This window comes from Janthinobacterium sp. SUN033 (assembly GCF_030397595.1).
Classification (GTDB): domain Bacteria; phylum Pseudomonadota; class Gammaproteobacteria; order Burkholderiales; family Burkholderiaceae_D; genus Janthinobacterium; species Janthinobacterium kumbetense.
In genome coordinates, this window is the sequence record NZ_JAPQNV010000005.1 from 382,969 (window position 1) to 400,218 (window position 17,250).

Below are 17,250 nucleotides of genomic sequence, written 5' to 3' on the forward strand. Positions count from 1 at the left end.
GCGTTCCGGCCTAGACAACCCTAGTTCCTTTGACGTATGGCCTTGACCGTGCCTGCGCATTACACTCTTAGTCATTCGCTAATCTAATAAGAGAGTGTCATGCATAAGGTCAACGTCGATGGCTTGCTATCGAGCCAGGCTCTGTTTCGCCATATTTCCCCTTCGCAATTAGAGCAATTGCGCCAGGATGTCGTGCGCGTCGAAGTGGAAAAAGGCAAAGTACTGTTCCGCAAGGGCGAAGTGGCGGAAGGCGCCTATGTGGTGGTCTTCGGCCTCGTCAAGCTGAGCGTGTTTTCCATGGAAGGTACCGACAAGGTACTGGAACTGATCCGTCCGGGCCAGAGTTTCGGCGAAGCCATGATTTTCCTCGATGAACCGTATCCGTTCTGCGCCGAAGCGCTCGAGCACTGCCTGCTGCTGCGCATTCCGCCGCACGCGCTGCTGCGCCTGCTGGACCAGTCGCCCCGTATCGCGCGCCAGATGATGAACAGCCTGTCGCATCACCTGATGGGTTTTATCCGCAACGTGGAGCGCTGCTCCGTGCAGAACGCCACCCAGCGCGTGGTCGAGTACCTGCTGCAAGCGTCGGACCAGCAGCGTTCGAACGAGGTCAAGCTGGACCTGAAGAAAAGTCTGCTGGCATCGTTCCTGAACCTGGCGCCCGCCACCCTGTCGCGCGTGCTGCACCAGTTGACGGACTTGCATTTGATTAAAGTCAGCGGTTCGCTGATCCAGATCCAGCCGGACGCCTTGAAAACCTACCGCCATGGTTCCGCCACGGCCATGCTGAACTAAGCTTTTTCAGCAGGCAAGGTCAGCCGCCAGAACAGCAGGGCGAGCAAGCTGACCGCCGCGCCCAGCGCGCATACCCCATGCCAGCCCGCCAGCGCATACACGCTGGTGGCGGCAATCGCACCGAGTCCGCTTCCCACCGCATAAAACAGCATGTAGCACGCCACCAGGCGGCTGTGCGCGTCGCTATCCTGCTTGAAAATCAGGCTCTGGTTCGTCACGTGGATGGCCTGGCCCGCCAGGTCCAGCGCGATGATGCCGACGAGCAAGGGCCACAGGGACGCGCCCGCAAAGCTGAGCGGCAGCCACGCGGCCAGCAGCAGCAACAGGGCTGCGCCCGTCGTCCACTGCGCGCGGCCATTATCGGCCAGCGCCCCGGCGCGCGCCGCCCCCAGCGCCCCCACCACGCCCACCAGGCCAAACGCGCCGATGGCCGCATGGCTGTAGCCTTGCGCCGTCAAGGGCAGCACCAGGGCGCTCCAAAAAATATTGAACACGGCAAACATCAGCAGGGCCAGCGTGCCCCGCACGCGCAAGACTTTGTTGTGCATCAACATCCCCGCCATCGAGGCGAGCAGGGCGCCATACGCCAGCCGTTCGCTGGCCGGCTGCGCCGGCGGCAGCTTGCGCCACAGCAGCAACAGCAGGGCGCAGGCGATGGCCGCCGACACAAAGTACACGGCGCGCCAGTCGGCCACATCGGCCACCACGCCGGACAGGGTGCGCGCCAGCAGCAAGCCGATCACCACGCCGCCCTGCGCCATGCCGACCACGCGGCCCCGCTCGTGGCTGGCTGCCGCGCTGGCTGCATACGCGATCAAGCCCTGCGTCATGGCCGTGCCCAGCAAGCCGACCAGCAGCATGCCGCCCAACAAGGCGGCCGTGGAGCGGGCGCAGGCCAGCGCCGCCAGGGCGATGGCCAGCAAGCCCAGCTGGAACAGGGTCAGGCGGCGCCGGTTCAGCATATCGCCCAGGGGCACCAGCAGCAGCAGGGCCAGCGCGCAGCCGAGCTGCGTGGCCGTGATGACCATGCCGCTGGCCGCTTCCGTCATGCCGAATTCCTGCGCCAGGGTGGCGAGCAAGGGCTGAGCGTAATACACATTGGCCACGCTGAGGCCGGCCGCCGTGGCAAACAGCCAGACGAGGGAAGGGGGAAGTGCTGTCGTGATGGGGAGGTTTGTATCGCGCATGGAGTGTCAATCAAGTGGTTTCAAATTAAAACCAGTTGGAGTCTACGCCGGGAAGTTTTAAAATGCAACCACTCAATCCTGGAGAATGCCCGTGGCCAAGCGCAAGAGCCTGAAAACCGACCCCTGTCCCGTGGCGCGCGCGCTCGATGCGATCGGCGAGCGCTGGTCGCTCCTGATCGTGCGCGACGCCTTCGACGGCATGCGCCGGTTCGGGGAGTTCCAGAAAAGCCTGGGCGTGGCGAAGAACATCCTGGCCGACCGCCTGCACACGCTGGTGGAAGAGGGCATCTTTACGGTTGCCCCCGCCTCGGACGGCACGGCGTATCAGGAATACGTGCTGACGCCCAAGGGACTGGCGCTGTTTCCCGTCGTCGTCGGCCTGCGCCAGTGGAGCGAGGCGCAATTGTTCGAAGCGGGCGAGGCGCACTCGACCCTGCTGCAGCGCGCCTCAAGCTTGCCCGTGCGCCGCATGGACGTGCTGGCGCCGGACGGCAGCGTCTTGCAGGCGGGCGACACCGTCGTGCACAAGGTGTCGCCACCATGACGCGGGTGGCCGTGCTGGGCGCCGGCATCACGGGCGTCACCACCGCTTACGCGCTGGCGAAACGGGGCGTCAATGTCACCCTGATCGAGCGCCACCGTTATGCCGCCATGGAAACGTCGTATGCGAACGGCGGGCAATTGTCGGCCTCGCACGCGGAAGTGTGGAACCACAAGGCAACGATTTTGAACGCCCTGAAATGGATGGCGCGACGCGATGCGCCCTTGCTGCTGCATCCATGGCCCAGCTGGCACAAGCTGAGCTGGTTTGCGCAATTCCTTGCCGCCATGCCCGCCTACGAGCGCAACACCATCGCCACGGCGCGCCTGGCGATCGCCGCGCGCGCACACTTGTTTGCCTGGGCGCAAGCAGAAAACATTGACTTCGATCATCGCCGCGCCGGCATCCTGCACGTCTACCGCGACCAGCGCGGCTTCGAGCGGGCGGCCGGCGTGTCGCGCCTGCTGGCTCAGGGCGGGCTGGAGCGGCGCGCCGTCATGCGGCAGGAAATGCGCGCCATCGAGCCGACCTTGCAAGGCGACTTTTACGGCGGCTACTACACGGACAGCGATTCCACGGGCGACATCCACAAATTCACCAGCGGCCTGGCAGACGCCTGCCTGCGCCTGGGCGTGGCGTGCCGCTACGGCGCGCAGGTCACCGCGCTGGCGCGCGAACACGGCAAGGTGCGCATTGGCGTGGGAGACGGCGCGGGCGAGGACAGCACCCTGTTCGACGCCGTCGTCATCTGCGCGGGCACGGCCAGCCGCGCCATGGCGGCAATGCTGGGCGACCACGTGAATGTGTATCCCGTGAAAGGCTATTCGATTACGGTGCAGCTCGACGACGCAGCCAGCCGCGCGGCGGCGCCGAAGGTCAGCCTGCTCGACGACGCGACCAAGCTGGTCAGCAGCCGCCTGGGCGAAGACCGGCTCAGAGTGGCGGGCACGGCGGAATTCAATGGTTTCAATGACGACATCCGCGCCGACCGCATCCGCCCGCTGGTGCGCTGGGTGGAGCAGTGTTTTCCGGGAGTCAATACGCGCAAGGTGATCCCGTGGGCGGGCTTGCGCCCCATGCTCCCGGACATGCTGCCGAAAGTGGGGCCGGGCAAGGCCCCGGGCGTGTATTACAACACGGGCCACGGCCACCTGGGCTGGACCCTGGCGGCCGCCACGGCGGAGATGGTGGCAGAGGTGCTGCTTAGTTCTTCGGCAGCAAATCGCTGAGCGCGGCGCGGCCCTTGACGGTGAGGAAGGGGCCGACCTTGCTGTACGGCAGTAAAAAGTCGTTTTCGCAGCCGCTGCCGTTCGAGTCTTCCCAGAAGGACACGCCTTCCGGCTTCAGGGACAGGTGGAAGCGGCCGCGGCCGTCGTAATCCGTGCCCTTGCATTCGGCATCGATTTTCACGTCCTTGAACAGGGCCTGGCGCAAGCGGTCCGGCAATTCGGCCTTGTCGTCGCCATCGCTGGCGCTGGCGCCAAACCAGTTCCACACGTCCGTTTCCTGGCCCGTTTTGACGTCCCAGGTACGGAATTTGATGGAGATGCCGCTGGCGCCATAGCCTGCCGCCCAGCGGTAGAACTTGACCGTCACCCAGCGCGGCGACCAGTAGGTCGGCTCCGCATACACTTCGTCTTCCGTCGTGAACCCGTTGCGGCCCAGGTATTCGCGGCGCGTGGCATAGAAGTCGGCCAGGTCTTTTTTACTTTTTGCCAGCACGGCGCGCAACTGCGCATTGATTTTTGTCACGCCATCGCCGGGCGCGATCAATTCCACGGTGATGGTGTCGCCCACTTGCAGGTTGCGGTATTGCTTGCCTTCGAAGGCGATCGGCTTGCTCGTCTTGGTGCTGGGAAAATCTTCCAGCGCCAGGTTGTAGGCATCGCTGGCGCAGGATGGGTGCTCGCGGTCGCCCGCCGCTTCCAGCAGGGTCAGGGCCAGGGGCAGGGTCTTGCCGCTTTTCGGGTCCGCCCAGGTGCCGGTGACTTTGCCATCTTGCGGTGCATTCAGGGACCAGGTGCCCGTCGTGTCGCCCTTGGCGTCGAGTTCCTGCCACAGCGTCTTGCCGTTCGGCTTGGTCAGCATGATCGGCGTCTTGTAGCGCGTGTAGTAATAGTTGCCGCTGCGGTCAGACCCTTGCGTGGGGCTGGGCTGGTTGAAGCAAGCCACGATATTGGCCTTGCCCACGGTGCCCTGCCACACCCCTTGCACGGGCGGCTCGGCCGCCATGGCGGCGTGCAGGGCGGGCAGGGTCAGGCAAGCAAACAGAAAGCGGCGCATCGGTTGTTCCTCTCGTGGGCGAAGGCCGATTCTACATGGCCCCGCCCACGAGATGCCACACGTCAACTTATTTGCCGGGACGCTCCTGCGCCACCACGGCCATCGCCGCGCCCAGGTATTGCAGCATGGCTCCGTCGACGAAGCTGCCTTCCATCAGACGCGGTTCCTGCTGGTGCGCCTGGCGGAATTTCAGCTGCGTGGCCGGGTTCGTGCCCGCATACGAGCGGAACAGTTCCAGCCACTGCCGCGCCAGCTGCAGCACGGCCGGGTCGGTGGGCGGCGTGCGCGCATCCATGGCGGCGCGCACGGCGGCGATCAGGGCCGGCCACTCGCCCGAACGCCTGCCGTAGTTGGCCACCAGGTACGCGTATTCCTGCTCGTCGAGGCAAGGTCGATACAGCGCAATGCGCGAGGCATTGAAGGCGGCGATGATGAATTGCATCACGTCCGCATCGACGCTGGTCGTCGCTTGCATCGATGGTTCCTGTTCGTGCATGCTGTTCAGGCGCGCGAACAGGCCCGGGTGGGCGCCCGTGTCGCGCACCAGCTTGACCATCCATTCCGTGGCCAGGGCTTGTGCTTGCGCATCGCCGGGGCCGGCGCCCGCCTCCTTGACGGCGCGCACCCTCGCTACCAGTGCCTTCCATTCCTGTTCCACGGCGCTATCTGTCAGCAGCGGCAGCTGTTGCAGTTCTTCGGGACTAAAGTATTTATCGTACATGGTCATTAACTCCATAGTGGTGAGCCACTCGGCCAGTTCCGGCGCCTGCCCCTGCGCCAGTTGCGCCTGCAGGGTGCGCAGGCGTTCGCGCAGGGTGGAAGCTTGCGCGATCTGGCGTTCAAGCATGGCGATCTGCTGCGCCACGATGGAATGCAAAGGCAGGTCCGGGCCGGCGAGGGCGTTGGCGATATCGGCCAGCGACAGCCCGAACTTGCGCAGCGCCATGATCCGGTGCAGCCGGTCCATGTCGCTGTGCTGGTACAGGCGGTAGCCAGCTTGCGTGCGCGCCGAGGGCGAGAGCAGACCGATGCTGTCGTAGTGGTGCAGGGTGCGGATGCTCAAGCCTGTCATCTTGGCCAGTTCACCGATTTTCAACAGCATGGGGTACTCCTTTCCGGGTGCGTGCAAGCAGAATCGCACCTGACGTAACGTCAGGGTCAAGCGGAATTTTCAACTGAATCAACTGAATCAACTGATCGTCAGCCGCTGCCGCAGTTCCTGCAGCAGGGTGCCTGTTTTCGGCGTCAGCTGGCGCGCCAGCGGCCACGCCAGGTACAGGGGCAAGCCTTGCGTGGCCAGTGCCGGCAGCACCGCCACGATGGCGCCCGTGGCCAGGTGCTCGTGCACCAGCCACGTGGCCAGTTGCGCCACGCCCAGGCCGGCCAGTACGGCGGCCGTGCGCGCTTCCGCGTCGCCCACCGTCATGCGGGGAGAGGCCAGGCGGTGTTCGACCTGCCCGCCCGTGGCGACGTCAGGGAAGACCCACGGCATGGGCGAACCGTCGCCGCGCCCGTAGGCGATGCAGTCGTGGCCATCCAGATCCGCGATGGACGCGGGCGTGCCGCGCCGCGCCAGGTAGCTGGGCGCCGCGCACAGGATCAGCTGTTCGTCGCCCAGGTGCATCTGGCCCAGCGCGGCCGGCCAGTGCGAGGGCGCGCCGATGCGCACGGCGATGTCGATGCGCTCCTCGAACAGGTCGACAAAGCGGTCGCTGAAGGCGATCGACGGCTGCAAGCGCGGATACTGCACGCACAGTTCCAGCAGCGCAGGCATCACGCGCAGGCGGCCGTACGAGGCGGGCACGCCGATGCGCACCTTGCCCGCCAGCTCCGTCGCGTGTTCGCCCAGCACGTCTTCCGCATCCATCAGTTCCTGCAGCACGCGCTTGCAGGTGGCGTAGTAGGCGCGGCCCGCGTCGCTCAATTTCAGCCGGCGCGTGCTGCGCTCGAACAGCAGCACGCCCAGCCGCTCTTCCAGCCGCGCCACGCTCTTGCTGACGGCCGAGCTGCTCAGGTGCAGGCGCTCGGCCGCCCTGGTAAAACTGCCCGCGTCGGCCGTGGCGAGAAATGGCGTGAGGCCCTTGAGATGTTCCGATGAAAACATGATCCGCGAATTTTATTCATGAATAGGGTGAAATAGTATCGTGGATAAGAATTGATGTCGCGGATATGATGTTTTTTTCTTTCGGAGGCTTTTTCTCATGCAAAAACACGCTCTCATCATCGGCGCCAGCGGCATCATCGGCAGCAACCTGGCCACGCACTTGCTGGCGCAGGGCTGGCAGGTGACGGGCGTTTCGCGCGGCCGCACGCCCGTGCCGGCAGGCTGCACTTCCCTGCAATTGGATGCCACGGATGGCGCGGCAGTAAACGCCGCCCTGGCGGGCCTGGACGCCAGCCACGTCTTTTTCACGGCCTGGGCACGCCAGGCAAACGAGCAGGAAAACATCCGCGTCAATGGCGCCATGGTGGCCAATGTGCTGGCCGCGCTGGGACCGGCCGGCCACTTGCGCCATGCGGCGCTGGTGACGGGCCTCAAGCATTACCTGGGACCGTTCGACGCGTATGGCAAGGGGAGCGTGCCCGTCACGCCATTTCGCGAAGAGCAGGGCCGGCAAGCGGTCGAGAATTTCTACTATGCTCAGGAAGACCGGCTGTTTGAAGCGGCCGCGCAGTACGGTTTTACGTGGAGCGTGCACCGCCCGCACACCATCATCGGCTATGCGCTGGGCAATGCCATGAACATGGGCCTGACCCTGGCCGTGTATGCGAATTTGTGCAAGGCCGGCGGCCAGCCCTTCGTGTTTCCCGGTTCGTCCGCGCAATGGCACGGCTTGTCCGACATGACGGACGCGGGCCAGATCGCGCGCCACCTGGCGTGGGCGGCCGACAGCCCGGCCGCGCGCAACGAGGATTTCAATATCGTCAATGGCGACGTCTTCCGCTGGAAGTGGCTGTGGCCGCGCCTGGCCGCCTATTTCGGCGTCGAGGCGGCCGACCTGCCCGAGGTGATGGCGCCGCTGGCCGAGCGCATGCAGGATGCCCCCGCCCAGTGGCGCGCCATCGCGCAGCAGCATGATCTGGCCGAGCTGGATGTCGGCCGCCTCGCTTCCTGGTGGCATACGGATGCCGACCTGGGCCGGCCGATGGAAGTGATGACGGACATGGGCAAGAGCCGCAAGGCCGGCTTCCCCGATTACCAGGATACGCAAGACGCCTTCTTCAAGCTGTTCGAGAAGTTGAAGGCGGAGCGCGTCATTCCGCGCTGACGGACTCCGCGGCAGCCGGTGGCGGGGTTGTCGCGGCTGCTGCCGCCGCCGCATTGGCCGCATTTACCTTGTGCTGCTGCGCCCGCTGCCATTCCAGGCCCGGGCGGTCGACGCGAAATTGCAGCAGCCGCCCCTGCACCACTTCCGTCACGTACGCCGTGCGGCCATCGGGACCGCCGAAGGTGATGTTACTCGGCTTGGCGCCGGGCACGCTGATCTCGCGCAAGATGCGGCCCTGCGGCGACAGTTTGACCACGCTGCCCTTGCCGTAGCGCGTCACGTACAGGTTGCCGTCGACGTCCACGCGCATGCCGTCCATGCCGAAATCGTCGAACTTGATCAGCAATCGCTTGCCGCTCAGGCTGCCGTCGGCCGCGATGTCATACATCCAGATATTGCGCTGCACGCTTTCATTCACGTACAAAATCTTGCCGTCGGGACTGACCTCGATGCCGTTGGCCGTGCCCATGGTGTCGAGCGCCAGGGTCACCGTGCCATCCTGCGCGATGCGCCACACGCGGCCCGTGTTTTCCTTCCAGTTCGGGTCGCTCGCATACAGCACGTCATCGGCCGTGATGGCGATATCGTTCGGCTGCGTCATGCGCGGCTCGCGCGCGTGGATGGTGAGCGCGCGCGTGGCCGGGTCCACCAGGTAAATCGTGTGTTCCATGTAGTCGGCCAAATACATCTGGCCGCGGCTGCCGAAACGGATGCCGTTGGCGATGCTGGTGCCAGGCAGGGTCAGGTACACCTCGCCCATGCCGCCCGGGCTGACCTTGCCGATGGTTTGCTGGCGAGCAAAGTTGACGGCATAGATATTGCCATCCGCATCCACGGCCGGGCCTTCGATGCCCTTGGTGAAGGAGTGCGCGGGCGTGAGGGTGGTGGCGAGGAACAGCGTTTCGTGCGCGGGCGGGCTGGCGCAGGCGGACAGGTTGGCCAGCGCGGCGGCCAGCACGGCCGTGCGCAGCGACGGCAGGGCGTATCGGGAATGAGGCATCGGGTGTTCTCTGTATGGCGAAGGTGGCGTATGTTACCCGACGCGCGCCGACACAGGCGCCGGGCTAGGTTACCACCTAGGCCGCCACCACGACGAGGTCGGGGAAGTCGTCCTGCCAGCCGTCCCATTCGTCTTGCAGATGGGCGTGCATGCCGGCCCGGTCTTGCGCCTGATCAAAGGTGTCGGCGCTGGCCAGCAGAAAATGGGCGATGGCGCGCAGGGTGGCCGGGTCGGCGTGGATGGTCACGTCGGAGCAGGGCAGGGGCCGCTCGGCGGCGGCTTCCTGCAGATAGCAGTGCAGCGATAAATGTGTGCTCATGGGTGTCGGTGGCTGATATAGGCGCCCAGCATGGCGTGTGCGTTCAGCGCTGTGCGGGCGGCGTCCAGTTCCTCGGGCGGCAGGTACCAGAAAGTCAAGCCGGCATGCTCTTCGCAGCGGCCATACGCCAGCATCGCGTCGCGCAGCGCTTGCCGGCGCTCGGGCGGCAGCGCATCCAGTCTGGCTTGCGTGAAACCATTGATCGGATATACATCGCGCAGGTGCGAATCTTGCAGCCCGCGCCGCTTGATGGCGGCCCAGTTATTTGCGGGGCAAGGAGTGCCAAAGGTCATCGGATGGGCTTCATCGATCTGCCGGTAGCCGAGTGCGTAGCCGGTGCCATAGCCCTGCGTTTCAGCGTAGCAGTACACATATTCGCAATGCTCAAACAGGCCGGGTATGGCCCGGGCACCGTCGAACAACGGCATCAGCGCAAGCTTGCTGGCGCGTATGGACAGAACCAGCTCCGAGCCCGATGAATACATGGCTTGCGCGTCGCAGTTGACGGCCTCGTCAGCTTCGTCGGGCGGCACGAGACGCGGCGAAAGCAGTCCGATGCCGTCGGTCTCTGGCGCGAACAGCATCTTCTCGTAATTTCGCTGTGAGAACTTGACGATCTTGCCGCGCTTGTTGCCGTAGCGCTCGACGGGTTCGCCGATGTGCGCGAACCAGGCGAACAGCTGCGCGCTGGCCGCGGCGGCAATGAAGGGGGTATTTTTCTTGAATTCGCCTACCAGGAAGTGATATTGATCCATGTGTCGCCAGAGTGAATGGGTAACGCGCATGATGCCATGTGCGGGAGCGTGCGGCTAGCGCGCACGCGAGGAATGGCGCAGGTCTGGATGCACGGTGACGTAGCAGGACGGGTGGAATGGAAAAAGATGCGCGACAGGACGGCGCAATGGCCGGGTTGAGGCGTATGATGGAAATACGGATGTGGTTGCCGCAATGCAGTGCGACCGGCATGGGCCGCACGTCTTGCAGGTTTTTTTCGTGGTTTTGGCAGTACTGACAACGAGGAGACATCATGGACAAACCCGAATTCATCCTGGCCGCCAAGGCCATGGAAACCCTTGAGATGTATCAAACGTTTTACGGCCACTCCAGCGAATACCAGGCGCACCAGCAGGAAGTATTGAAACTGCTGCGCCACAAGGGTGCCTCCCTGCTGGTGTCGGACCATGGCCCGGCGAAGTTCCTGCTGGCGTTTGCCGATGCGCTGGAGGTGTCGGGCTTGCCGGGGGAATACGTGCCGTTGAGCCGCAGGTAGGGCGGGCCGGTAATGGCAGGGGGCGTCTTCTACGGAGCGCGCGCCTAGCCGCCTTTCGCGCCCTCGTTCAGCGAGACCCTGGGCAGGCGCACGGTAAACACCGTGCCGCATTCCAGGCTCGACTCGGCGCCGATGGTGCCGCCGTGCGCGCTGGCGATTTCACGCGCGATGAACAGCCCCAGTCCGATGCTGGTGGCATTCGGTGCCTTGTGATCGTCGGAAACGGCCAGCTGCACCAGGGGATCGAATATGCTCTTCAGCGAGGCTTCCGGGATCTGGCGGCCGAAATTTTTGACCTGTACCACGGCCGTATCGGCATCGCCGCTGGCCGTGATGGTGACGGGCTGGTCGTCGGTGCGATATTGCGCGGCATTGTTGAGCAAATTCGAAAACAGCTGGGCCAGACGGGGCGCATCGAAGTCGCCGATCATCTCGCCCGTGGTGCTCAGTTCAAACTTGCATTGCGGGTGGGCGGCCGAGGCATCCTCGACGGCTGTCCTGCAGATTTCCCCCAGGTCGCCCAAGGTTGGCGAAACGGGCATGTGTCCTCCCAGCTGCGTCCTGGCGAATTCCAGCAAGTCGTTCACCATGGTGGTCATGGCGGCCGCGCTGCGGGCAACCCGTGCGCCGATCTGCACCGAGGAAGAGGCGCTCGCGCTCGGCCGGCTCAGCAGCGCGCCTGCCATCGTCATCGTGTTCAGCGGGCTGCGCAGATCGTGGCTGAGGATGGCGAGAAAGGTATTGCGGGTGCGGTCGCTCTGCTGCGAATAGCGGATGGCCGATTCCTGCAGCGCCTGGTCTATCGCTTCATTGAAGCGCAGGATGTCGTCCGTTGCCGTTTTCGACGCCACCGACACCTGCGCCATCCACAATCGCAGAACGCTGGCCCGCATGGCGCGAAATTCCGCCGTCAGCTGCGGCAGGGTGAAGCCAATCTGCTGGCGCAGGGAACCGTGCGTGGCCGCTGCCGTTTCCTTGCCCGTTATTTCCGATACGCCCGTGGTCGATTTCTTCTTGCGCTGCGCCGCGTTCTCGATGACGTCCATGTCGCGCACGATGGTTTGCAGCATCTGCTTTGCATGATCGCGCAATTCCGCTTTCGAGATGGCGGCTCCGGGAATGGGCAGCGACCTGGCGAAGAGTTCCCACTCTTCCAGGATCGGCTCCAGATGGCCGGTAATAAAGCGCGACAGTTTCACGGTGGACCAATGCGTTGATGGAAGAGGGGCCAGTGTACGCCGTTGCGGCGAGGGGTGGGGGATTGCGTTCCGGCCGAGGGCGTCATATGACCATGATTGCCACTTTCCGGTCGCTTCGCGTGGGTGGCAGCATTTCGGACAGTGTTCCGCCATGGATCTGGTAATCACCTCGCAAGGGCCGTGGTTCGCCAGTCCATTCCTTCTGCTTGTCGGCGGCTTGTGCCGTTGCAAAGAGCGCGAGCGCCATGGCGCAGCGGGCAAAGTGAGGTTTCATCGATGCTCCCTGATTTCAATATGAAGATGGTCGTCGTGCCCTTTCAGAGACCGGACGCGCCCACCGGCGATCGTCTTTTGCACCTCCTCATCGTTAAAGAAGACCTTATCCCTGGGCTGAACTTCAAGCATGGTCAACTCCGCTATGCGCAACGGTGGGGGAGCTGGCATTGTTTCGCATTTCTTTCCTTCTGGAATTGCGGTATCACAAACTATGGCGAGCTGGAACCGGATTCTTCGATGCCATGACGGCGAAGACCTGTTACCCGGCAAATGAGTTCTTCATGGCTTGTGACAATATGTGAATATGTTGTTGCCTATTTGGTGCACACTTTGCTGCATATCAATCCGGGAGTGTCGCCATGGCCAGGTCACGCAGCTTGCCGCCACGCTTGTTGGGAGCAGGTTTCCGTGGTTTTTCCCTGCTGCCGCTGGCCATCTCATTTGTCGTGCTGGTGTGCCTGTCGCTCCTGGCGATCCAGTTCTGGATGACCTTGCGCGCACGGGAAGTACAGCTGAGTGAGGCGGCCCGCGAAAGCGCCAATCTGGCGCAATCTGTTGCGCAGCATGCCTATGACACCATCAAGGAAGCCGATACGGTGCTGGTCGGACTGGTGGAGCGGGTGGAAACAGACGGTGTTTCCGATAGCGAATTGGCCCGTGTGCACAAATTGCTGGTCGCCCGTGTCGCCGAGCTGCGCCAGTTGCACGGCATCTTCATCTATGCGAGGGATGGCAGCTGGCTCGTGAATTCGCAGAAAACGCTGTTGAGCAATCTGAATAATTCTGATCGGGATTATTTCAACTACCATCGAACGCATGAGGACCGGGGGCCCTATGTCGGACCTCCCGTGCGCAGCAAATCAACGGGGCAATGGATAGTCACGGTATCGCGGCGAATCAATATGCCCGACGGAAGTTTCGGCGGCGTGGCGCTGGCGACCATCGACATGAATTATTTCAGGCTGTTTTATGAACGCTTTTCGATAGGGAAAAAAGGCGCCATTTTCATTGCGAATGGAAAAGGCATTCTTTTATTGCGAAGGCCTTTCGATGAAAGCCTGTTGGGACGCGATATTTCGCAATTCCCCGTGTTCCACGATTATTTGCCCAAAAGTCCCGTTGGCACGGCCGTGATCAAGTCGGGCGTCGATGGCGTGACGCGTATCAATAGTTATCGAAGGGTCGAGGAATACCCGCTGGTGGTCTCTGCCGCACTGTCACAGGATGAAGTCCTCGCTTCGTGGCGTCTCGACACGATTTTACAGAACGCGGTAGGTGGCGTGCTGGTGCTGCTGATTGCCTTCATCGGATACCGCGTGGTGCGGCAAATCGATTTGCGGGTCAAGAGCGAGGCTGGATTGCTCGAGGCGCGCAATGAACTGGAATTGATCAATGAAACCCTGGCCCGCCTTGCCAACCAGGATGGATTGACGGGGCTGGCGAACCGGCGCCACTTCGACCAGTCGCTGCTTGCCGAGTTCAGCCGTGCGCAGCGTGAAGACGGCTCGCTTGCGCTGGTGTTGATCGATGTCGACTTCTTCAAGCAATACAACGATATCTATGGCCATGTGGCCGGCGATGAGTGCCTGAGAAAAATCGGCAAAGTGGTCGGCTACAGCATGCGCCGGCCGGGCGACCTGGCGGCACGCTATGGTGGCGAGGAAATGGTCATTTTATTGCCTGGAACGGATTTGCCGGGCGCCCTGGCGGTGGCGGAAGGTGTTCGCCAGGCAGCGCAATCGCTGGGCGTCGAGCATCGGGGCAATCCCCTGGGCGTGGTGACGGTCAGCGTCGGCGTGGCGGCTTTCATGCCGACGCACCTGGAAAACCAGGCGGTCGAGCTGGTTGAACTCGCTGATACGGCACTGTACAAGGCCAAGGCATCCGGCAGAAATCAAGTCTGTTATGCCTCGCCTTGCGAATCGGCCGAGCAGGACGCGACTGCTTTTGCGTTTCGATAGCGATTGCTGACGGCGGAGGGGGGCGCGTGCGCAAGCCTTGTCCATGTACAATCGGCAACATCCGGATCGACGTATCCGCCCCTTCACTGCGGAGTACGCCTGAGCGTGACACAAACATTGCAAACCTGGCTGCTGGCCTGGCGGGAAGCCTTCACGTGCATCGGCCTGGGAATGCGCGATGCGCGTCATGCGGGGCTGTGGTGGCGCTCCGCGCTGTGGTGCATGGCGGTCGTGGCCCTGTGGCTGGGGCTGTATGGCTGCTTCGGCCGTTTTTTTGTCGAGCTGAGCGCCATGCTGGCGCTGGTGTCGGTTACCGGCTTGCTGGGCCTGGGCGTGATGGATGGCGTCGGGACACTGGCCAACGGGCCTGCCACGCTCTCGCAGATGGGCAATATCGCCGGCGGCCTGGGCAGCGCCGCCAAGGCCCTGCTGTCGATCGGCCAGATCGCCCTGGCCTTGCTGGCGCTGGCCACCTTGTTCTATGTCATGGTCTTTATCGTCGGCGTCATCGGCACGGCGCGCCTGCCGTTGCGCTGGTTGTTGCTGGAACGGGCCAAGGCTGTGGCGGCACGCCGCTATGCCCCGTGGCAAGCGCCGGCCGGCCTGGAGCTGTCCGCCCCGCGCCCCGTCTGGCGGCGCCTGTTGCTGCTGCTTTCCCTGCTGATCCCCGTGTGGGCCATGTGCGTGCTGGTCTCGTACCTGCTGGCCTGGAACGTGCAGATGATCTACAGTGCGGCGGCCGAAGACGTGCTCGGCGCAGAACAGCAAGCGGCGTTGCGCCGCGCGCAGCGTCCGGCGATTGCTGCCCTGGGCCTGCTGCTGTGCTTGCTGATGCTGATACCGGTGTTCAATTTACTGGTGCCAGCCTTGCTGTGCAGCAGCGTTTGCCATTTGCAGCGCCGCGGCTGGCGCACAACGGGGTCAGCAACCAACGTGGAGTGAACAAGGAATAAACATGAGTGAACACGCAAGACGCGGCACCCTGGAACGCGCGATTGAAATCGCCGCCGCCACCCATGCCGGCCAGACGGACAAGGGCGGCGCGCCATACATACTCCACCCCTTGCGCGTCATGCTGCGCGTCGCCCCTGGCGCCCAGCAAATTGTCGCCGTACTGCATGATGTGGTGGAAGACAGCGATGGAAAAATCACCTTCGACGACCTGGCGCGCGAAGGATTTTCCCGGGAAGTCATCGACGGCGTGCGCGCCGTGACCAAGATCGAAGGCGAGTCGTACGACGATTTCATCGCCCGCGCGGCGTTGAATCCGGTCGGCAAGGCCGTCAAGCTGGCGGATCTGGCTGAGAACAGCGATTTGTCGAGGATAGGGGAGCCGACGCGGAAGGATTTGGAGAGGGTGGAGAAGTATCGGAGGGCGATGGGATATTTGCTGGGGGAGGTTCTTTAGTCTCAACGTGGCACTGCGCGATCTTGCGCTGGTTCAATGTCGTGGCTGTAATTAGCGATAACGCCATTAACGTACAGGGATTTGATCCTTCGCAATGCTCAGAAGATGTATAACGGCAAAAATTGTCGAGCGTGCATCTCTTGGCGATCATGCGAGGATTCTCGCCAATTACTGCGGCGCGAGACATCGTCAATAAAATGCGTTACAAGGTTTGACAGGCAGTATGCATCGCGATGCAATGCAAAGCTAATCCGCATATTTTTTGAATTCAGCTTTGTCCAAGTTATTTATTTTAATGACCCTACTACCCCCCGGATAAGACCACTCATACATCACGACGACCATTTTCACATCACGATTAAATAGCGGGACGGATGACATGAAACGCCTTCTCGCTGTTTTTCCGCTCCTTGTCGTTGCTATGGCCATGGCTCAGTCCGCTCCCAAATGGTTATTTTCTTACCAGTCAATCAAAGGCCGCTATGCCATCTATAGCGGAGGCCTGAGCGATCCGCAACCGTCGACCGGTAAAGACAAGCGCATTGCATTCTGGATCGATGGCAAGGCGGCAAAGCAGCTATTCGATGCGATGGGGCCGGACTTGCGCAACGCATGCGGCGCGGATGGCGAATATCGCCTGCGCCAGCGGGCGGAAGTGCGCTGTTCCTATCATCCCCGTGATGGCCATCATTGCGACTTTGGCTTTGATCTGGTGACCGGGCGCAGCATCGGCGGCTCCGTATGCTGAGGCGCGCTAGCCTGCTATTCGTCGCGCTACTGTGCTTGTTGTTGGCGCACCAGGCCAGGGCCGTATGGGAATTCGTGCAAAAGGATTTTTCAGGGGCGTACGCGATTTATGGCGCATATCTCGACGATGCCGTGGCACCGGTTGCGGGCGATACCAAAGTTGCGTTTCGTTTGACGGGAGCCGCTGCAAAGGACATGTTTGACGCCATCGGGCCGGATATGCGCGATGGCTGCCCCGACCCGCAAATACGCATTCGCAATCGTGACATGCTGCTGTGCCGGCATCGTCCGAAAGATGGCTATCGCTGTGATTTTGGTTTCGATTTGTCGACGGGCTTGAGTATCGGGGGAGCGGTGGGTGGGGCGGTGTGTGGGGAGTAATGGGGGCGACCGGTCACCGGGTACGAGCAAGAGCTTTGCGGATGGCTTGTTCGACGGGGCGGTCTATCAGCGCCAAAACGAAGACCACGACAGCGGTAACAATCATTCCCTCCAGTAAAGCTGGATCGGGGAAAAGTTGCTGATTGGTGATGGCACCGGGCACGGTTGCTCGTTTCCAGACAAGGAGCAACAGTGCGGCACCCGCGGCGAGAAGCATGGCCGGTCGACGATGGTGCAAGCGGGCGATTTGTCCCATCAGCAGCAGCGCGATACCCCACGCAAAAGGATAGAAGCCGTGGTCGAACAAGATCATGCGCTCATCGTAGTATGCGCCGGTGTACCAGGCAAAACGGGAGAGGCCGAAAAGACCATAGGCGACGAGGGCTACGGCTAGCACGAGGAAACTGGAGGAAAGGAGGCGAGCAATTTTCATGGTTGGGGTTTCTCTGCCAAGGCCTCGATATTGTGCCCGATCAGGTGGCCTTGCTGCTTGGTTACTTGGATAGTCTTGTCTTTGCTGAATATGGCTCGCTGGCCGTGTTTGTAGTCTTGCTTGCTATTTTTTTCTCGCGCCGGCGTGGCTTGCCAGGCCACCTTTGCGTATGATTTTACCG

At 62.6% G+C, this 17,250-nt stretch carries 20 protein-coding genes; 10 read left to right on the plus strand and 10 right to left on the minus strand.

The window, feature by feature from the left end; all coding sequences use genetic code 11:
• The first annotated feature begins 99 nt into the window (after window positions 1–99).
• Window positions 100–795: a Crp/Fnr family transcriptional regulator gene (locus OX460_RS22335; RefSeq protein WP_034759676.1), complete on the plus strand. Its 696-nt coding sequence runs from the start codon at window positions 100–102 to the stop codon at window positions 793–795.
• On the opposite strand, the gene OX460_RS22340 is transcribed toward OX460_RS22335, so the two are convergent.
• On the minus strand, window positions 792–1,982 hold the full coding sequence (locus OX460_RS22340) for an MFS transporter (protein ID WP_289899964.1): 1,191 nt from the start codon (window positions 1,980–1,982) through the stop codon (window positions 792–794). The two genes, OX460_RS22335 and OX460_RS22340, sit on opposite strands and share 4 nt — an antisense overlap.
• A gap of 91 nt (window positions 1,983–2,073) precedes the next feature.
• On the opposite strand from OX460_RS22340, the gene OX460_RS22345 reads away from it, so the two are divergent.
• Both OX460_RS22345 and OX460_RS22350 read left to right on the plus strand, forming a co-directional pair.
• Complete coding sequence (locus OX460_RS22345; RefSeq protein ID WP_289899965.1) at window positions 2,074–2,526, plus strand: helix-turn-helix domain-containing protein; 453 nt, start codon at window positions 2,074–2,076, stop codon at window positions 2,524–2,526.
• A complete protein-coding gene (locus OX460_RS22350; protein ID WP_289899966.1) occupies window positions 2,523–3,752 on the plus strand; it encodes a D-amino acid dehydrogenase in 1,230 nt (409 codons plus the stop codon). The genes OX460_RS22345 and OX460_RS22350 overlap by 4 nt, the downstream gene beginning before the upstream one ends.
• Here OX460_RS22350 and OX460_RS22355 read toward each other — a convergent pair.
• The 3 genes from OX460_RS22355 to OX460_RS22365 all read right to left on the minus strand — a co-directional run bounded on the left by OX460_RS22355 (window position 3,727) and on the right by OX460_RS22365 (window position 6,910).
• Window positions 3,727–4,806: a hypothetical protein gene (locus OX460_RS22355; protein ID WP_289899967.1), complete on the minus strand. Its 1,080-nt coding sequence runs from the start codon at window positions 4,804–4,806 to the stop codon at window positions 3,727–3,729. The two genes, OX460_RS22350 and OX460_RS22355, sit on opposite strands and share 26 nt — an antisense overlap.
• A 67-nt stretch (window positions 4,807–4,873) precedes the next feature.
• Window positions 4,874–5,908: a MerR family transcriptional regulator gene (locus OX460_RS22360; RefSeq protein WP_289899968.1), complete on the minus strand. Its 1,035-nt coding sequence runs from the start codon at window positions 5,906–5,908 to the stop codon at window positions 4,874–4,876.
• Between the two features lie 87 nt (window positions 5,909–5,995).
• Window positions 5,996–6,910, minus strand: a complete 915-nt coding sequence (locus tag OX460_RS22365; RefSeq protein ID WP_289899969.1) for a LysR family transcriptional regulator — start codon at window positions 6,908–6,910, stop codon at window positions 5,996–5,998.
• Between the two features lie 97 nt (window positions 6,911–7,007).
• Between OX460_RS22365 and OX460_RS22370 the strand changes: the two genes are divergently transcribed.
• Window positions 7,008–8,075 carry an SDR family oxidoreductase gene (locus tag OX460_RS22370; protein WP_289899970.1) on the plus strand — a complete coding sequence of 356 codons (1,068 nt, stop codon included), beginning with the start codon at window positions 7,008–7,010 and terminating at the stop codon, window positions 8,073–8,075.
• Here OX460_RS22370 and OX460_RS22375 read toward each other — a convergent pair.
• The 3 genes from OX460_RS22375 to OX460_RS22385 form a co-directional block, all read right to left on the minus strand.
• The gene (locus tag OX460_RS22375) at window positions 8,062–9,075 is read right to left on the minus strand and encodes an SMP-30/gluconolactonase/LRE family protein (protein ID WP_289899971.1); all 1,014 of its coding nucleotides are present in this window, start codon (window positions 9,073–9,075) and stop codon (window positions 8,062–8,064) included. The two genes, OX460_RS22370 and OX460_RS22375, sit on opposite strands and share 14 nt — an antisense overlap.
• Before the next feature lie 76 nt (window positions 9,076–9,151).
• A complete protein-coding gene (locus tag OX460_RS22380) occupies window positions 9,152–9,394 on the minus strand; it encodes a hypothetical protein (protein WP_289899972.1) in 243 nt (80 codons plus the stop codon).
• Window positions 9,391–10,149 (minus strand): hypothetical protein, encoded by a 759-nt coding sequence (locus tag OX460_RS22385; RefSeq protein WP_289899973.1) that lies wholly within the window; start codon window positions 10,147–10,149, stop codon window positions 9,391–9,393. The genes OX460_RS22380 and OX460_RS22385 overlap by 4 nt, the downstream gene beginning before the upstream one ends.
• Before the next feature lie 272 nt (window positions 10,150–10,421).
• Between OX460_RS22385 and OX460_RS22390 the strand changes: the two genes are divergently transcribed.
• Complete coding sequence (locus tag OX460_RS22390) at window positions 10,422–10,664, plus strand: hypothetical protein (RefSeq protein ID WP_251349934.1); 243 nt, start codon at window positions 10,422–10,424, stop codon at window positions 10,662–10,664.
• A gap of 44 nt (window positions 10,665–10,708) precedes the next feature.
• Here the strand turns inward: OX460_RS22390 and OX460_RS22395 are convergent, their stop codons facing one another.
• Entirely contained in the window at window positions 10,709–11,863 is a 1,155-nt protein-coding gene (locus tag OX460_RS22395; protein ID WP_251349935.1) for a HAMP domain-containing sensor histidine kinase, read from the minus strand.
• 82 nt (window positions 11,864–11,945) lie between these two features.
• Window positions 11,946–12,137, minus strand: a complete 192-nt coding sequence (locus OX460_RS22400; protein ID WP_251349936.1) for a hypothetical protein — start codon at window positions 12,135–12,137, stop codon at window positions 11,946–11,948.
• Between the two features lie 361 nt (window positions 12,138–12,498).
• Between OX460_RS22400 and OX460_RS22405 the strand changes: the two genes are divergently transcribed.
• The 5 genes from OX460_RS22405 (at window position 12,499) to OX460_RS22425 (ending at window position 16,636) form a co-directional block, all read left to right on the plus strand.
• Window positions 12,499–14,100, plus strand: a complete 1,602-nt coding sequence (locus OX460_RS22405; RefSeq protein WP_289899974.1) for a sensor domain-containing diguanylate cyclase — start codon at window positions 12,499–12,501, stop codon at window positions 14,098–14,100.
• 105 nt (window positions 14,101–14,205) lie between these two features.
• Window positions 14,206–15,042 carry a hypothetical protein gene (locus OX460_RS22410; protein WP_289899975.1) on the plus strand — a complete coding sequence of 279 codons (837 nt, stop codon included), beginning with the start codon at window positions 14,206–14,208 and terminating at the stop codon, window positions 15,040–15,042.
• A 13-nt stretch (window positions 15,043–15,055) separates the two neighbouring features.
• Complete coding sequence (locus OX460_RS22415) at window positions 15,056–15,508, plus strand: GTP pyrophosphokinase (protein ID WP_289899976.1); 453 nt, start codon at window positions 15,056–15,058, stop codon at window positions 15,506–15,508.
• Between the two features lie 379 nt (window positions 15,509–15,887).
• Complete coding sequence (locus OX460_RS22420; RefSeq protein ID WP_289899977.1) at window positions 15,888–16,256, plus strand: hypothetical protein; 369 nt, start codon at window positions 15,888–15,890, stop codon at window positions 16,254–16,256.
• Between the two features lie 74 nt (window positions 16,257–16,330).
• The gene (locus tag OX460_RS22425) at window positions 16,331–16,636 is read left to right on the plus strand and encodes a hypothetical protein (protein ID WP_289899978.1); all 306 of its coding nucleotides are present in this window, start codon (window positions 16,331–16,333) and stop codon (window positions 16,634–16,636) included.
• Window positions 16,637–16,649: 13 nt separating this feature from the next.
• Here the strand turns inward: OX460_RS22425 and OX460_RS22430 are convergent, their stop codons facing one another.
• Window positions 16,650–17,069 carry a hypothetical protein gene (locus OX460_RS22430; protein ID WP_099665155.1) on the minus strand — a complete coding sequence of 140 codons (420 nt, stop codon included), beginning with the start codon at window positions 17,067–17,069 and terminating at the stop codon, window positions 16,650–16,652.
• Window positions 17,070–17,250: the final 181 nt, after the last annotated feature.

What these genes read in the sequence shown, in the direction of transcription:
- OX460_RS22335 (WP_034759676.1), top strand. Translation starts at nt 100, where the DNA reads ATGCATAAGGTCAACGTCGATGGCTTGCTATCGAGCCAGGCTCTGTTT.
- OX460_RS22340 (WP_289899964.1), bottom strand. Translation starts at nt 1,982, where the DNA reads ATGCGCGATACAAACCTCCCCATCACGACAGCACTTCCCCCTTCCCTC.
- OX460_RS22350 (WP_289899966.1), top strand. Translation starts at nt 2,523, where the DNA reads ATGACGCGGGTGGCCGTGCTGGGCGCCGGCATCACGGGCGTCACCACC.
- OX460_RS22355 (WP_289899967.1), bottom strand. Translation starts at nt 4,806, where the DNA reads ATGCGCCGCTTTCTGTTTGCTTGCCTGACCCTGCCCGCCCTGCACGCC.
- OX460_RS22360 (WP_289899968.1), bottom strand. Translation starts at nt 5,908, where the DNA reads ATGCTGTTGAAAATCGGTGAACTGGCCAAGATGACAGGCTTGAGCATC.
- OX460_RS22365 (WP_289899969.1), bottom strand. Translation starts at nt 6,910, where the DNA reads ATGTTTTCATCGGAACATCTCAAGGGCCTCACGCCATTTCTCGCCACG.
- OX460_RS22370 (WP_289899970.1), top strand. Translation starts at nt 7,008, where the DNA reads ATGCAAAAACACGCTCTCATCATCGGCGCCAGCGGCATCATCGGCAGC.
- OX460_RS22375 (WP_289899971.1), bottom strand. Translation starts at nt 9,075, where the DNA reads ATGCCTCATTCCCGATACGCCCTGCCGTCGCTGCGCACGGCCGTGCTG.
- OX460_RS22380 (WP_289899972.1), bottom strand. Translation starts at nt 9,394, where the DNA reads ATGAGCACACATTTATCGCTGCACTGCTATCTGCAGGAAGCCGCCGCC.
- OX460_RS22385 (WP_289899973.1), bottom strand. Translation starts at nt 10,149, where the DNA reads ATGGATCAATATCACTTCCTGGTAGGCGAATTCAAGAAAAATACCCCC.
- OX460_RS22390 (WP_251349934.1), top strand. Translation starts at nt 10,422, where the DNA reads ATGGACAAACCCGAATTCATCCTGGCCGCCAAGGCCATGGAAACCCTT.
- OX460_RS22400 (WP_251349936.1), bottom strand. Translation starts at nt 12,137, where the DNA reads ATGAAACCTCACTTTGCCCGCTGCGCCATGGCGCTCGCGCTCTTTGCA.
- OX460_RS22405 (WP_289899974.1), top strand. Translation starts at nt 12,499, where the DNA reads ATGGCCAGGTCACGCAGCTTGCCGCCACGCTTGTTGGGAGCAGGTTTC.
- OX460_RS22415 (WP_289899976.1), top strand. Translation starts at nt 15,056, where the DNA reads ATGAGTGAACACGCAAGACGCGGCACCCTGGAACGCGCGATTGAAATC.
- OX460_RS22420 (WP_289899977.1), top strand. Translation starts at nt 15,888, where the DNA reads ATGAAACGCCTTCTCGCTGTTTTTCCGCTCCTTGTCGTTGCTATGGCC.
- OX460_RS22430 (WP_099665155.1), bottom strand. Translation starts at nt 17,069, where the DNA reads ATGAAAATTGCTCGCCTCCTTTCCTCCAGTTTCCTCGTGCTAGCCGTA.